This is a genomic window from Achromobacter sp. 1011811831 (assembly GCF_059760905.1).
In genome coordinates this window covers 47,909-61,808 of record NZ_JCBANG010000031.1, presented here as the reverse complement: position 1 = coordinate 61,808, position 13,900 = coordinate 47,909, and the positions used below count along the sequence as shown (strand labels likewise).

Annotated in this window: 10 protein-coding genes and 1 pseudogene; 4 read left to right on the top strand and 7 right to left on the bottom strand. The window is 66.7% G+C overall.

Annotated elements, in window-relative coordinates:
* Window positions 1–822: pseudogene (locus tag AC6LJ9_RS14170) on the top strand (hypothetical protein); the annotation flags it as partial.
* Entirely contained in the window at window positions 822–1,016 is a 195-nt protein-coding gene (locus tag AC6LJ9_RS14165; RefSeq protein WP_498148047.1) for a hypothetical protein, read from the top strand. The pseudogene AC6LJ9_RS14170 and the gene AC6LJ9_RS14165, both read left to right, overlap by 1 nt.
* A 16-nt stretch (window positions 1,017–1,032) precedes the next feature.
* Here the strand turns inward: AC6LJ9_RS14165 and AC6LJ9_RS14160 are convergent, their stop codons facing one another.
* The 3 genes from AC6LJ9_RS14160 to AC6LJ9_RS14150 are packed head-to-tail and all read right to left on the bottom strand — an operon-like array spanning window position 1,033 to window position 3,776.
* The gene (locus AC6LJ9_RS14160; protein ID WP_498148046.1) at window positions 1,033–1,860 is read right to left on the bottom strand and encodes a metallophosphoesterase; all 828 of its coding nucleotides are present in this window, start codon (window positions 1,858–1,860) and stop codon (window positions 1,033–1,035) included.
* 30 nt (window positions 1,861–1,890) lie between these two features.
* The gene (locus AC6LJ9_RS14155) at window positions 1,891–2,829 is read right to left on the bottom strand and encodes an alpha/beta hydrolase family protein (RefSeq protein ID WP_498148045.1); all 939 of its coding nucleotides are present in this window, start codon (window positions 2,827–2,829) and stop codon (window positions 1,891–1,893) included.
* Window positions 2,826–3,776: a LysR family transcriptional regulator gene (locus tag AC6LJ9_RS14150; RefSeq protein WP_498148044.1), complete on the bottom strand. Its 951-nt coding sequence runs from the start codon at window positions 3,774–3,776 to the stop codon at window positions 2,826–2,828. Before AC6LJ9_RS14150 ends, AC6LJ9_RS14155 begins: the two co-directional genes overlap by 4 nt.
* 162 nt (window positions 3,777–3,938) lie before the next feature.
* Here AC6LJ9_RS14150 and AC6LJ9_RS14145 point away from each other — a divergent pair, with 162 nt between their 5' ends.
* Window positions 3,939–4,526: a chorismate lyase gene (locus tag AC6LJ9_RS14145; RefSeq protein ID WP_212316810.1), complete on the top strand. Its 588-nt coding sequence runs from the start codon at window positions 3,939–3,941 to the stop codon at window positions 4,524–4,526.
* Here AC6LJ9_RS14145 and AC6LJ9_RS14140 read toward each other — a convergent pair.
* From AC6LJ9_RS14140 to AC6LJ9_RS14125, 4 genes are all read right to left on the bottom strand, one after another.
* Complete coding sequence (locus AC6LJ9_RS14140) at window positions 4,520–5,170, bottom strand: response regulator (RefSeq protein ID WP_212316808.1); 651 nt, start codon at window positions 5,168–5,170, stop codon at window positions 4,520–4,522. The genes AC6LJ9_RS14145 and AC6LJ9_RS14140 overlap by 7 nt on opposite strands.
* Before the next feature lie 61 nt (window positions 5,171–5,231).
* Window positions 5,232–8,549 carry a hybrid sensor histidine kinase/response regulator gene (locus AC6LJ9_RS14135; protein WP_498148043.1) on the bottom strand — a complete coding sequence of 1,106 codons (3,318 nt, stop codon included), beginning with the start codon at window positions 8,547–8,549 and terminating at the stop codon, window positions 5,232–5,234.
* A gap of 16 nt (window positions 8,550–8,565) precedes the next feature.
* Window positions 8,566–9,780, bottom strand: coding sequence for an EAL domain-containing response regulator (locus tag AC6LJ9_RS14130; RefSeq protein ID WP_498148042.1), 1,215 nt, complete (start codon window positions 9,778–9,780; stop codon window positions 8,566–8,568).
* Between the two features lies 1 nt (window position 9,781).
* Window positions 9,782–12,502 (bottom strand): ATP-binding protein, encoded by a 2,721-nt coding sequence (locus AC6LJ9_RS14125; RefSeq protein WP_498148041.1) that lies wholly within the window; start codon window positions 12,500–12,502, stop codon window positions 9,782–9,784.
* Window positions 12,503–13,058: 556 nt separating this feature from the next.
* On the opposite strand from AC6LJ9_RS14125, the gene AC6LJ9_RS14120 reads away from it, so the two are divergent.
* Window positions 13,059–13,874, top strand: coding sequence for a hypothetical protein (locus AC6LJ9_RS14120; protein ID WP_498148040.1), 816 nt, complete (start codon window positions 13,059–13,061; stop codon window positions 13,872–13,874).
* Window positions 13,875–13,900: the final 26 nt, after the last annotated feature.

Genomic DNA, 13,900 nt, shown 5'->3' with positions numbered 1-13,900 from the left:
GCCGTTTCCGGCCTGGCGGCGGCCAGCGAGGCCGACAGGAAGGCGCTTGCCGCCAATGCGGCCGCCGTGGTCGCGGACGGCAAGGCCGTCGCGGCCGCGCAAGCCGCCGCCGTGGCCCAGGCCGCCGCCGATGAGGCCGATAAAAAGGCGCAAACGAAGATTCCGCTTTCCCTCGCGGGCATGCAGTCCGGCGTGGCCACGCTGGAAGGCCGCCTGGCGACACTGGCCGACGCACAGATTCCACATGTCACGACGGCTACCGTATGGGACGACGCTAACTGGAACGAACTGCCGGTGCATGCCCGCAATGACGGTCTGGTGACGCGGCTGATCCTGAGCGGCGGCAGATCGCAGAACGGGCCTCCGACAGGGCAGTACTACTACGTCCGGCATCACTGGTTCAGCGATCGGAATACGCTGACGCAGATCGCGATTCCGTACTACAGCGGGCCAGATTTCACGCCCGGATTCCAATATCGGATGAAGTATGAAGGCGCTTGGACGCAGTGGTACAGCGCGGATCCGCAGACCAAGGCCAAGGCATTTGGGGTCGATCAGGCGCTGGTCAATCTGGCCGGGCAGCGACAGCAGGGAATCACCTATGTGAACTCGACGCGCAAGCCGATATCCGTTTATCTGTATGGGGGATCCACGGCGCCGGGGGGGTATATCAGTCTCTCGATCGCGGCCATCCCCGTGGCAATTTTTCAGACCCAGGCTGCGCAAAATGGCATTGGCGTGAATACGATAGTTCCGCCAGGGGTTTCCTACTATGCCAGCGCCGTCAATGCCAAGCTCGAACAGTGGCTGGAGTACCGCTGATGCAAACCTTCAAAGACACCCAGACCAACCAGGTATGGCAATTCGAGGACGACGTGCTGATCAAGGAGGTCGGCAACCATCGGCTGTTCTACGCGCCACACCAGCTTGAAAAACCGCTGGACGTTCCCGCGACGCTCGAACCGTTCGACATCGAGGAATTCCGCCCGACGCAGGTCGATTCCCTGGTGCGATAGGCGCCCGCCCGGAACGTCAGCCGTCCGCCACTTCCCCTGTTCTCACATCCCAGGTCCGCGCCGGCGCGAAGTTCTCGCGCTCGCCCTTCTTCTCGTATCCCAGCGGATTGGCGATCACGCGGCAGCCGTCCTTCACATAGTCCAGCGCGCAATGCAGGTGGCCGTGCAGCCAGTAATCGGCGCGCGGCAGCAGCGCGTCCAGCGCATTGCAGAAGCCGGCGGTGCCGGGCGTGACGCCGTAGCGTGGATCGGCGCTGGCCAGCGTGGGGGCGAAGTGCGTGATGGCGACGGTGATGCCGTCAAAGGGCTGGCGCAGCGCCTCGTCCAGCCACTGCTGGCAGGCGACGCCCTGTTCGCGCATCTGTTGCGCCATGAATGGCTCGCCATGCCGGCGCATGCCGGCCTTGGCCAGGTAGAAGTCGGCGGCGCGGAACGCCTTGGCGCGTTTCTTCAACACCGAGCCCAACTCTTCGTCCGGCCGGGCCAGCGCGTCGAAGTCGGTCCACAGCGTGGTGCCGACCAGCCGCACGCCCTGCATCACCCGTGTTTCGCGTTCCAGCCAGTGGATGTCCAGCGCGTGGCACAGCTCGCGCAGGCGATCATGTGTCTCGTCGAAATCCAGGTTGTCGTACTCATGGTTGCCAGGCACGTAGACCACCGGCGCGGGCCAGCCCCGGGCCGGCGAGAAGCGGCCCAAGCCGAAGTCCGTTTCCAGCAGGCGCGAGCGGTCCTGGTACGAACCAATGTCGCCGGCGAGCACCAGCAGGTCCGCGCCGGGGGCGGGGCGGGCCTGGAAATCCGGATCGGACTCGAGATGCAGGTCGGAGAGCAGCTGTATTTTCATGGCTGAAGTATAGGCGCGGGCGTCCTCGGCTCAGGGCGCGAGCGTCCGGCGCAGCCAGGCGGCCATGTCGTCGACCACCATGGGCATGCGGCCGACGCCGTCGGGGCCGGTCATGGCGTGGTCCAGGCCGGGATACGCGCGGTAGTCGATGTTTCGGCTGCCCGCCAGCCGCAGGCGCGCCACCATGGACAGCGTTTCCTGCGGCGACACGGAGGCGTCGGCGCCGCCTTGCAGGATGAGCACGGGCCCGGTGACCTGCCGCAGCGTCGCGAGCTGGTCCAGTTCCAGCACGCTGCGCCACCAGCCGTGGCCATGGCCGCTCATGTTCATCGCCTGCGGTGGCGAGGCAAGCACATGCCGCGCGAAGCTGCGCAATCCCTGTTCGGCGGCGCGGCGTTGCGCGGCGGGCACGGGTTCGCTGGCGAGACTGTGCAGCATGTCGTTCAGGAACCATTGTCCGCCGCCATTGAAGGCGATGGTGGCGTCCACATTGCGCGAGCGCGATGCCAGCAGGTTCGCGACCACCGCGCCTTCGCTGCCGCCCAGGGCCACGACCTGACGGTAGCCCAGGGCGCGCCGCAGTTCCGTCAGCACGGCGTCCAGATCGCTGGCGCGCTGCTGCAGGCTGTCGTGCTCCAGATACGCGACGGGACAATCGGGACGCTCGGGATCCCCGTCGTAAGGCAGGGTGTCGTCGATGCCGTACTTTTCCACGGTCAGCAGGTCGGCCTGCGGCCAGGCGCGGACCAGCTCGTTCTTGATGATCCGGACCTGGGTCACGCTGTTGCAGTCCGAGCCCTGGATGACCAGCAGCAGCCGGTCCGACCTGTGCGCGGGATCGCGCGGCTCCAGGTAATAGCGGATGCGCGAGCCGTCGTGGCGGGCCAGCTCGCCGGCGGCCGGCTGGGCGTGGACGCAGGTCGCGAAGAGGACAACGGCCAGGCCGCAAAGGAGGTGGCTCCGCTTCATGCCTTCGCCGTCCCCGCGCGGCGGCGCGTCTCGCGTGGCAGTTGCAGCAGCGCGCCGCAGTCGCGCACGCTGGCCACGACCTGTCCGCGCAGCCAGTCTATGCCTTCGTCGCGCCAGTTGCCGGCCGACCAATGCATGCGGATGGACATGCCGGGCAGCTTGAAGGGCAGTTCCTCGATGCGCAGTCCGCCGCGCTGACTGGCCCATAGCCGCGCCAGATGGCCGGGCACCACGGCGGTCAGGGAAGTGCCGGCCAGCAGCTCGGACAGCATGAAGAAGTTGGAGGTGGCCACCACAGGCTCCAGCGCCCGCAGCCGGAAGCGCTCGGCGACGATCTGGTGGGCCGAGCGCGGCACGTCGGCCACCGCGTAGCGCGCCGGGCTGGCCGCCGGCCGGCCGCGCGGCGCTTCGCGCACGCCGACATAGCGGTCCTTGAACAGCAGCGTGCTGGTCTTGCGCGCCTTGAGCTGGGGAATCCAGCCCACCGCCAGGTCCAGCGCGCCATCGTCCAGCCGCTCGGCCAGCGCGCCCTCCCAGGCCGTCACCATCCGCAGGCGCACGCCGGGCGCGGCGGCGCCGATGCGCGAGACCAGGCGATTCAGGATCAGCGTCTGGCCGACGTCGGTCATGTACACGATGAAGCTGCGCCGGGACGCGGCGGGATCGAAGCCCGAGGGCGGATTCAGCGCCTGCTCCAGTGCGGCCAGCGCGCCGGCCACGGGCGTGGCCCATTCGCGCGCCAGCGGCGTGGGCTGCATGCCTTGCGCGTTGCGCACGAACAGGGGATCGCCGGCGATGCCGCGCAACTTGGCCAGCTGCGTGGAGACGGCGGGCTGGGACATGCCCAGCGCGTCGGCCGCGCGGCCGACGTGCCGCTCGCGCAGCATGGCGATGAAGACCTTCAGCAGCCGGAAGTCCAACTGCTCCAGCTTGATGTTCCTACCCACGTTTCCTGTTCCGTCGCATGTCTGCCGGACCCGCCGGATGCCGGCCCGACGCGAGGATTATAGGAAGTTGCGAATAATGGAAATCGCCCGATCGCGATTGCCGCGCTGCCGCTGCCTGGACTAAGTTTGCGGCCGTGTTCAACGGATGCGGTGCAGTTCAGGATGCAATGGAACCCTTATGGACCTGAAGCGATTCAGGCCGTCTTGTCCCCCGAGCAATGGCAGGGCTTGGGATCGCCCGGTTCGCTGACCGACCGGTTGCGGCGGCTGGGCGAGTTTCGATTGTGCGTGCGGGAGGAACGCACGGATGCCGCCGGCGATGACGAGGCGCGCGCCATGGGCCTGGCGCCGGGCGCGCCCTGCTGGCTGCGCGAAGTGGCGATGTCGGTCGATGGCGTGGAGTGCGTGGCGGCGCGCAGCCTGACGCCGCTGGCCGCGTCATGGGATGAATGGCGCGGCATGCGCGGCCTGAGCGAGCGGCCTCTGGGCAGCATGCTGTATGACGATCCCGAGGTGTGGAGATCGCCCTTCGAGGTGGCGCGGCTGACGGCCGGCTCCGCGCTGTTCCTGATGGCCGGCGCGGTGACGCAGGATGCCGGTGCAACATCGTCCGGGTTGTGGGCGCGCCGTTCCCTGTTCTGGCGGCGGGCTCAGCCGCTGCTGGTGGCAGAGTGCTTTCTGCCGGGCTTCTGGGTTCTGTCAGCCCGCGCGTCGCGCAGCGACGGCGCGGGATACGGATCGGGCTACTGAAACAGTTCGCTCTCGACGCAAAATGCGACCAATTCCTGGTCGGTCTGCACGTCCAGCTTGCGCATGGCCGATATCTTCTGGCCGCTGACGGTCTTGACGCTGCGCTTCAAGGTCTCCGCCACCTGCATCATCGATTCTCCCCGGATGAAGTGGCGCAGCACCTCGAATTCCTTGGGCGACAGGCTGTTGATGCGTTCGCCGATGAATTTGCTGCGCGCGTCCACGGCGCCATCGCGCAGGAAACCGGGCGGGTAGTACCTGCGGCCGCTTTGCAGCGTGCGCAGCGCGGTCACGATCTCGGCGAGGTTGTCGCGCTTGAGCACCACGGCGGCGACGCCGGCGTCATAGAGCGCCGAGATGATCATGGGGTTGGACACCATGGTCAGCACCAGGACCTGGACCTTGGGGTAGTGCCTCACCAGGTACTTGACCAGGCGCATGCCGTCGCCATAGGTATCGTCGCCCGGCATCGAATAGTCGGTGACGACGACATGCGGCGGGTCTTGCGCCAGGTGCCGGACCAAGTCGGTCGGGCTGGACAGGGCGCCGACGACATCGAAGCTCAGGTCCTTTTCCAGGAGGTCGCGCATGCCCATCAGAACGAGCGGGTGGTCGTCCGCCAAGACAATTCGAAGTCTATCCATGTGGAAAAAAGGGGTCAGATAGTGCGAGGCTGAGTTATTACCGCGCATTCTGCATCAACCGTCAAACTTGGACCAGGAACTTTCGGAGTTCCTGCATCAGCCTGGCCGCTTCCTGGAGGGCTTTACGGTTCGCGCTGTCGCGCTTGAGCTGCGCTTCCACGGCCTCGAATCCCGCCGACAGGCTGTTCATCTTGACCATCACCAGCGCGCCGCGCATCCGGTGCATGGTCTGCAACACCGCCAGCACGTCCTGCCGCCCGAGCGCGGCGTCGATCTTGGCCAGGTCGGCGTTCATGGTGTCGAGGAACAGCTCGCGGTACTTGGCGGGAACCTGTGGCGCCTCGGCGGCCGGAGTACTGGTCTGGACCTGCCTGGAAGCGGGAGCGGGGGGCGAGGCGAGCAAGAGCGTCGTCATGGCGGGCTTGGGTTCGGGACTGGCGGCGGGCGTGCGGCCCTTGGTCACGCCGCGCAGGTGCTGGCGCAGCGTGCGCAACTCGATGGGCTTGACCATCCACGAGCTCATGCCGGCCGCCATGCAGCGTTCTTCTTCGTCGCGCATGGCATTGGCGGTCACGCCGATGATCGGCATGACGGCGCCCTGGGCGCGCAGCGCGCTGGCCAGTTCGTAGCCGTTGAGCTTGGGCATGTTCACGTCGGTGAGCAGCGCGTCATATTGCGTCAGCGGCCAGAGCGACAAGGCATCCGCGCCATCGGATGCGACGGTGACGGTGCAGCCCAGCTGCTCCAGCTGGTTGCGCAGGGTGGCCTGGTTGATCGGATTGTCCTCGGCCACCAGAACGCGCAGGCCCAGGGCCTGGAACTCCGGTTCCGCCGGCTCGGCGGGAGGCGTGGCCGTATCACCGCGCAGCAGCGCCTGGATGCCGAAGCCGATGCTGTCCAGGCGGTGTCCGTCCAGCGCGTCCGGGCCATACTCGCCCCGGGCGCCGGGTTCGCGCGCGCTCAGGTAGCGGCCGTTCCAGTCGGATGGCGGGCCGTCTTCGCTGCGCAGCACATCCAGCAGCACTTCGCCGGACTCGGTCGCCGGCGGCGGCACGTGCGGCGCCGCCGTGGCGTGCGCGCCCCACATCGTCAGCCACTGGCAGACCTGTTCACTCAGTTCGCGGTGCGGGCTACGCACGTGCACGCGCGCGCCGGCCAGGTCCGGCCTGGCCGGAACGGGGCCCGCCGCGGGCTTGAGCGAGAGCGCCATGGAAAAGCTGCTGCCCAGGCCCAGCTCGCTGGTGACGCGTATCCAGCTGTTCATCAGCTTGGCCAGCCGGGCGCAGATGGACAGGCCCAGGCCCGTGCCGCGCACCGTATGGCTGGCGCTGTCGATCTGGTAGAAGGGCAGGAACAGCTGCGATTGCTCTTGCGCGCCGATGCCAATGCCGGTGTCCACCACCTGCAGTGTCAGCAGCTGGTTGCCGTTGGGCTGGTCCACCGCGCGCAGGCGCACGATGACGTGGCCGGCCTCGGTGAATTTGATGGCATTGCTGACCAGGTTGGCGAGGATCTGGCGGATGCGGCCGGCGTCGCCCGTGACCCACGGCGCCACGCCGGTGTCGACGCAGGAGAACAGCAGCAGGCCCTTGTGGTGCGCCAGGGCGGCATAGGAGCTGGTACAGCTTTCGATCAGCTCGCGCGGATCGAAGACGGTGGATTCCAGCGCCAGCTGGCCGGACTCGATCTTGGTGATGTCCAGGATGTCGCTGATCAGCTGCAGCAGGATGGAGGACGAGTTTTGGATGCGTTCGAGATGCTGGCGCTGTTCGCCGTCCAGGTCGGTCATGCCCAGCAGTTCCAGCGTGCCCAGCACGCCGTACAGCGGCGTGCGGATCTCGTGGCTCATGGTCGCCAGGAAGGTCGACTTGGCTTCGCTAGCCTTGTCCGCGTCGCGCTTGGCTTGGGCCAGCGTGCGCTCGATTTCCGCCCGCGCGCTGATGTCGGCGAAGGCGCACAGGATGACGTCCTGCTTCTTGTAGCGCGTCGGCGCATAGGCGACGAACAGCGGCCTGCCGTCCTGGGCCAGGAACGTTTCAAAGGTGCCGGGCTGGACCGCGGCCAGCGCCTTGTCCAGCAGCGTGCGCACCGAGGCGGACGGGGCCAGCGGCTGGCCTGCCTGCGCGCCCAGCCATTGCTGGGCGAGGCCGTTGCTGAACAGCACCTCGCCCTTGAAGCGGGTCAGCAGGCAGAGCGCGATTGGCGCGGTCTCGATCAGGGTGCGGCTGAAGGCTTCGCTTTCGAGGATGTCGCGCTGCGCGCTTTGCGCCGGCAGCAACACGCGGCGGTTGTACCAGCGGCCATAGCCGAGACCGCCGACGATGCTCAGCAGCAGCAGCAGCGCGACGCTGACCGGCAGCCACAGATTGTCCTGGAAGAAGCCGCGGTAGCCGACGCGGTAGTAGGCGGTCCATGCGCCCGAGTCGTCGATGACCTTGAACACCAGGCCGTCCGCCGTGTAGTGCAGCCCGGGCTCCTGCGCGTCGGGCAGCGGGCCTTCGCCCAGCAAGATGCCGGAATCGTTGCGGGTCAGCCAGAATTCGTCGTACAGGCCGGAGGGCAGGACGCGGTCGAAGATGTTGATGCGGTCCCGGTGGAGCAGGGTGGCGATGTAGACATCGGGCGGGGAGCCGGCATCGGCCCGCCAGACGCCGGACGGCAGGCCGGCCGGCAGCAGGCCGATGATGCGGTTCGGGCTGGCCGGCGCGGTGAACCACTGGACCTGCGTGCGTTCGTGCACGTCGGCGGGCGCATGCAGGTCGATCAGGCGCTGTTCGACGATGTGGTTCAGTTCGATCTGCTCGCGGATGGCGTCGACCGAGGTCAGGTAGGTGCTCTGGCTGAGCGGGCGGAAGCTGGAGGGCATGTTGAGCGCCGGCACGCTGATGCTGACGCTGTCGCTGGCATTGACCAGGAAGGCCGCCGCCGCGGGATAGTAGGTGGTTGGCCAATAGGTGGAGTAGTAGGCCGACAGGTAGCTGCCCATGGCCGATAGTTGCACCTGGTCGCGCGTGCAGTCGGCCGTCAGGCAGGATACGGTGAAGGGCGTGGAAAACAGCGGCCGGCGGCCCTCGTAGAACGCCGTGCCCTGGCGCTCGGACGGCGGGGTCTCGTGCAGGGACACGTCCGGCGTCGACGGCGGACCCTGCAGCAGGGCGTTCTGGGTGCGAAAGCCTTGCAGGAAGCGCTCCTCGGCCTCGATGTAGCCCATGAACACCGTGAAGTCCAGCAGCAGCTTTTCTTCTTCCTGCTTGATCAGCCGCTGCCAGCTCCAGAGGATGGCGCTTATCAGGACCAGCGCTATCGGCAACACGCCGAACAGCGCCAGGTTGAGCCGGCGCGATGTGCGGGTAATTCTGCTGAAGGGCGAGTCCTGCATACCGGGTTGGGCGTTCCTATAGGTCCATGTCTGCGTAGAGGCGGGGTTCGTCCGCCAGCAGCGTGGTGAAGTCCATGACGTTGACGGCGGCCGATATGAGAAATCCCTGGGCACAGTCACATCCTATCTTGCGCAGGTATTCCAGGTCGCTGGCGGTTTCGACGCCTTCGGCGGTGACCTGCAGGCCCAGTTGCCGGCCCAGCTGCACGGAAGACAGCAGCGCGGCGGCGCGGACGCTGTCGTGGGCCGCGCCGCTGACGAAAGCCCGGTCGATCTTGAGTTCGGTGAACGGCGTGGATATCAGGGTGTACATGGAACTATAGCCTTTGCCGAAATCGTCCTGAGCCAATCCGAAGCCTTTCAGGCGCAGCCGGCTGGCTCCCATGTAGTACTGCCCCGGCACGGAAGTGGTTTCGTCCTCGAGCAGTTCGAACGTCACATCTTCAGCCGGCACGCCGCTGGCGGCGACGGTATTGTAAAGCTCATCCGGCAGCAGGGGATTGTCGAGCAGTCGGGTAGGCAGGTTGACCGACACCGGCACCTTGAAACCCAGTTTGCGCCAGCGCCGGTAGGCGGACAGCGCGTCTTCGAGCATGCGGGTCAGCAGGGCCTGATTCAGGCCGTGCCTGTGCACCGCGCCCAGGAATGACGCCGGCAGCATGAAGCCGAATTCCGTGTGATGCCAGCGCGCCAGCGCTTCGGCGCCGACGATGTTGCCGGTGGTCAGGGCTTTCTTGGGTTGGAACCAGGCCTGGATCTGGCCGGTGCGCAACGCCTGCTCCAGGGTCTTGCGATCGAACAGCGCGTCCTGTTCATGGCCGGTGACGGGCTCGGACGCCGCATGCCGGTCCTGCCGCAGATGTTGCGCCAGTCCTTGAGCGTGTTCCCGGGTCAGCGGCTTGGTGTAGGCGCCGATCACCGCCAGGCCTTTTTCCTTGGCCATGAGGCTGACGCTGTTCATGATGCGGCGCGAGCACGCGGTCGTGATGGCCAGCATGGGGTTCAGGCGCAGTTGCGCCAGTTCGCTGATGAGCTGCACGCCGTCCATGCCCGGCATGCTGAGATCCATGAGGATGAGGTGGTATGCATGGTGCCGGGCCAGCGTCAGAGCCTGTTCGGCGGTATGGGCCGTGTCCACCTGGGTGAAGCCGGCATCTTCCAGCAGGCCGGACATCTGGGCGCATTGGAATTCATGATCGTCCAGTACCAGGACCTTGTATTCGGATAGCATTTCAACTCCGAGGGACTTTCACCGCTTGCAGTGTCTGGCGCAAGACATTCAGAGGCAGGGGTTTCACCAGCAGGCTGGTCATGCCCGCGTTCATGCCCCGGCGTTGTTCGTCGGGGAAGGCATTCGCCGTGATGCCCAGGATCGGCTGCTGATAGCCGCGTTCGCGCAGCATCCGGGTCAGCTCGTAGCCGTCGACCAGGGGCATGTTCAGGTCGGTCAGCACGGAATCGAACGACAGGGCGTCTGGCAGCGCCAGCGCTTCCTGGCCGTTGCTGGCCGTGACGACGGTGCAGCCCAGGTGTTCCAGTTGCTCGCGCAGGATCAGTTGGCTGATGGGGTTGTCTTCGACCACCAGAACTCGCAGGTCGACAAGTTCGTGCTTGGCCGGCTGGCCGTAGTTCGTGGCGTGCGCGGAACGGCCCAGGGCCAGCCGTAGTGCATGCGCGATGTTGGACAGGCTGTAGCAGCTGGCGAACCAGGTCCGCCTGCCATCCTCCACGCGCGGCTTCATGCCGGGCGGATGCGTGATCACGGTGGGGCCGGTCCATAGGGCGGGTTCCGGCGCGTATGGCCAGGCCTGCAGCAGCACGGCGGCGTCGACGCGCGGGCTGCCGGCGGGCGGATAGGGTACCGCCGCCGCGCCCCAGCGCCGGAGCCAGCCGCACAGGTTCGAGACGATCTCGGGCACCGAGCTCTGCACGTAGATCATGGCGTTGCCGGACAAGGATACCGGCGCTTCGGCGGGGTCTTCCGCGGTTGGCAGCGTGATTTCGAAGGTGATGCTGGTGCCCAGCCCGAGCTCGCTGACCGCGGTGAGCGAGCCGCCCATCATGTCGGAAAGCCGGCTGCAGATGGACAGGCCCAGGCCGGTGCCGGGCAGGCGCACGTTCTTGTCCGTGTCGACCTGGTAGTAGGGTTCGAACAGGCGGGTCTGATGCTGGGGCGCGATGCCGGAGCCGGTGTCGGCGACCTGGAAGGCCAGGGTCGACAGACCGCGTTCACGCCGTATCAGGCGCAGCCTCAGCACGATCTGGCCGGCTTCCGTGAACTTGATGGCGTTGCTCATCAGGTTGTCCAGGATCTGGCGGATGCGCGTGCTGTCGCCATGCAGCGCGGCCGGCGTCGCCGGGTCGGAGATGGCATAGGTGCGCAGGCCCTTGCCATGGGCGCGCGCGGCATAGCTTGCCGCGACGTTGTTGAGCAGTTCCACGGCCGAGAACGGCGCTTCCTCGAGCGCGACATGACCGGCCTCGATGCGGGAAAGGTCCAGCGTATCGTTGACCGTGCGCAGCAGCGTCGACGAGGATTGCTGGATGGTCTCCAGGTACTGCTCCTGCTGTCCGTTCACCTTGGTCAGTGAAAACAGTTCCAGCGTGCCGAGAATGCCGTACAGCGGCGTGCGGATCTCGTGGCTCATGGTGGTGAGGAATACGGTCTTGGCGTGATTGGCGGCCTCGGCATCGCACTTGGCCTGGAGCAGCGATCTTTCGAACTTCTTCAGTTCGGAAATGTCGCTGATGCCGCAGAGCACCACGTCCTCGCCCTGATAAGTGGTGGGAGCGAATGTCAGGTACGCGCTGCGGCCGTCGTCCAGCGTGTATTCACGGCCGGCTTTCTCGCCTTGGTGGGCGAGGATTTCCGCGCGCCAGCCCGGGGTGTCCTGGAACCAGTGGCGCGCCATTTCATTGGACATGACCAGCGTGCCGTCGCTGCGTCGCAGCAGGCACAGGCCCACTGGCGCGACCTCGATCAGCTTGCGGTTCAGCGACACGCTGTCGGCCAGCGCTTCGTATTGACGCAGCGCCGGCTGGACCATGTGCCGGCGGATGTAGCGGACCCGCAGCAGCACCAGGGCCAGGATCAACGTCGTGACGACCGCCGCCGTCTTGAGGGTGGCGGCGTGGTCGCGCAGCACCTGCCGCAGCGAGATGTAGTAGACCAGCCGCCAGCCGTCCTCGCCGACCTGCTTGCTCAGGGCCAGGTGGGTGGGCGGCCAGCCGTCGCCCAGCAGGCGGAAGGAGTCCTCGCGCTGGTCGGTGACCTCGCCTTCGAACATGGGGGCGCCGGGGCTGTGCATCACGGGCCGATTGCGCTCGTCGAACAGCGAGTACGTGCTGCCGCCGAGATTCGCGGGATTGACCGCCGCGTCCACGCCGGCGACTTCCAGGCCGATCCAGCCGGACTGCGGATCGCCGATATCAAGCGGCGTATACAGGAAGAGGCGCTGCGCGGTATCCATCGGCGGGTGCAGCCAGATGATGGGCGGATGCCCGTCCTGTCGCGGCGGGATGTCAGTGTGGCGCAGCAGCGTCTGTGTCAGCCATTCCTGGATGCGGGGAGACATGCCAGGCGCCGCGCGCGTGCCGTGCGAGTCGATGCGCATGGTGGCGTTGCGCCGCAGGGACGTGTGGACCATGGTGGCGTTGGCCAGGCCGACGTTCAGCAGGTCGCGGGGCGTCAGCACCAGCGCCCAGTCGTATTGACCGGGTTCCTCGGGCAGGGGCAGGACTTCGATCTGGCGGGTGTTGCCGAAGTAGCTGGGGGTTTCGGAGATGGGGGCCTTGTCGGTGTTGCGCACCGCCGAGGCGAGGATCGAGCGCAGTAGCGATTCGCGCTGGTCGAAGAACAGTTGCGCGTCATAGGCCGCCGCGTTCATCTGGCGGCGGTAGCCGGAGACGGCGTTGCTGAAGGTCCAGTACAGGTACAGGGTGGCGCCTACCACGACGCAAAAGAGCGCGGCTACGGCGAAAAATTGCAGCAGTACGGACGCCGCTCGGGGTGCGTCTTCGGGGGCGGTGGCGGGGGGGCTCAGATCGTTTACCGGCATTTCCTGCATGGTAGGAAGCCGGGCCGGGTCCGGATATGAGAAGAATCTTAAAAACTGGCGAGGCTTTTGAGGGGGATCGTCGGTGGCCGTCGGTGGGCGGGGGGCTTCCGCCGCCGGCGAGGTCTTATGGCCATGGTGGCGTGGTCTCTAGGAAAGTTCAGAAAACAACAATGATTCAGAATTTTCTTGTTCAAGGGGCGGTGCCTGTTGGGCACCATCGGCACGATATCCAGCCATGGCAGAGGCCGGTGGCAGCTCGCCGCCGTTTCCTGGCGCGGCAGCTCAGGCGGGCTGGGGCCACGGCAGGCCCCGCCACTATCGGTATTCGAGGCCAGCATGATCTTCTCACCGGGCTGTCGGCCCGCCCCAATCGAGCGCGTCCCTTCCCCATTTCGCACGTGGCGAGTTCCGGTGCCCGGCATGCGCCGACTTCCCGCTGCCCGGAGCCGCCATGCATGACGAGTCGCGCGCCTGGGCGCTCTATGAAGACTCGGTGCTGTTGAGATTCCAGCCCGTGTTCACCGCGCAGGGCCAGGTCCATGAATACGCCGTGCAGGGACGCAGCCGCGCTTCGCCCTGGCAGGGCCTGGCGCCGTCGGACATGGGCGCCAGCCTGTTGGCCGGCGTGGCGTTCTTCAACAAGTACGAGCTGCCCATAGACCTGTCCGTCGAGCATGCCCTGGACATGGACGCCGAAGGTGATCTTGCCGCGCGCCTGTGCGGCGATCTGGGCATCGCCTTGACCGGCGACGCGCTCTGGGTGAACAGGCAGGCCGACCATGACCAGGACGGCCCGCTTTCCGTTCCCGCCCGCCGCGTGACGTTCCTGTTGCCCATGAACATCCAGCTCTGCCGGCAGGCCGAGCTGTTTCGTTGCTATCCCGAGTTCAATGCGAAATTGCGCGCGCGTCTTTTGCCGACCGCCATCGGCGGCGTGCCGTCCACGCATGGGGTGCTGCGGGCGCTTGGCGTGCGCGTCGACATTCCTGACGGTTTTTCCGAGAACCAGGCCTTGCAGTGGCGCTTCTTCAGCCTGATGGAGCGCGCCTGGAGCGCCAATCTGCAACTGGCCGTGCACCGCCTGGACGCCATGCGCGACTTCGCCTGGTTGCGCCGGCATGGCGACCTGCTGTTCCAGGGCTCGGCCTTGTCCACGGCGCTCAGCCCGGAATGTCTGGACGCCTGGCTGCGCGCCGATGGCAACGCGTGGCGCAGCTTCAGCGCCGCCACCACGCGCTGGAGCCAGGCCTGCAGCCTGGCGGCCTGAGCCTTCATCCAGCGCTTGTCACTGCC

Coding starts and splice junctions, on each gene's coding strand:
- AC6LJ9_RS14145 (WP_212316810.1), top strand. CDS start 3,939: ATGCAATGGAACCCTTATGGACCTGAAGCGATTCAGGCCGTCTTGTCC.
- AC6LJ9_RS14160 (WP_498148046.1), bottom strand. CDS start 1,860: ATGAAAATACAGCTGCTCTCCGACCTGCATCTCGAGTCCGATCCGGAT.
- AC6LJ9_RS14135 (WP_498148043.1), bottom strand. CDS start 8,549: ATGCAGGACTCGCCCTTCAGCAGAATTACCCGCACATCGCGCCGGCTC.
- AC6LJ9_RS14165 (WP_498148047.1), top strand. CDS start 822: ATGCAAACCTTCAAAGACACCCAGACCAACCAGGTATGGCAATTCGAG.
- AC6LJ9_RS14155 (WP_498148045.1), bottom strand. CDS start 2,829: ATGAAGCGGAGCCACCTCCTTTGCGGCCTGGCCGTTGTCCTCTTCGCG.
- AC6LJ9_RS14130 (WP_498148042.1), bottom strand. CDS start 9,780: ATGCTATCCGAATACAAGGTCCTGGTACTGGACGATCATGAATTCCAA.
- AC6LJ9_RS14140 (WP_212316808.1), bottom strand. CDS start 5,170: ATGGATAGACTTCGAATTGTCTTGGCGGACGACCACCCGCTCGTTCTG.
- AC6LJ9_RS14120 (WP_498148040.1), top strand. CDS start 13,059: ATGCATGACGAGTCGCGCGCCTGGGCGCTCTATGAAGACTCGGTGCTG.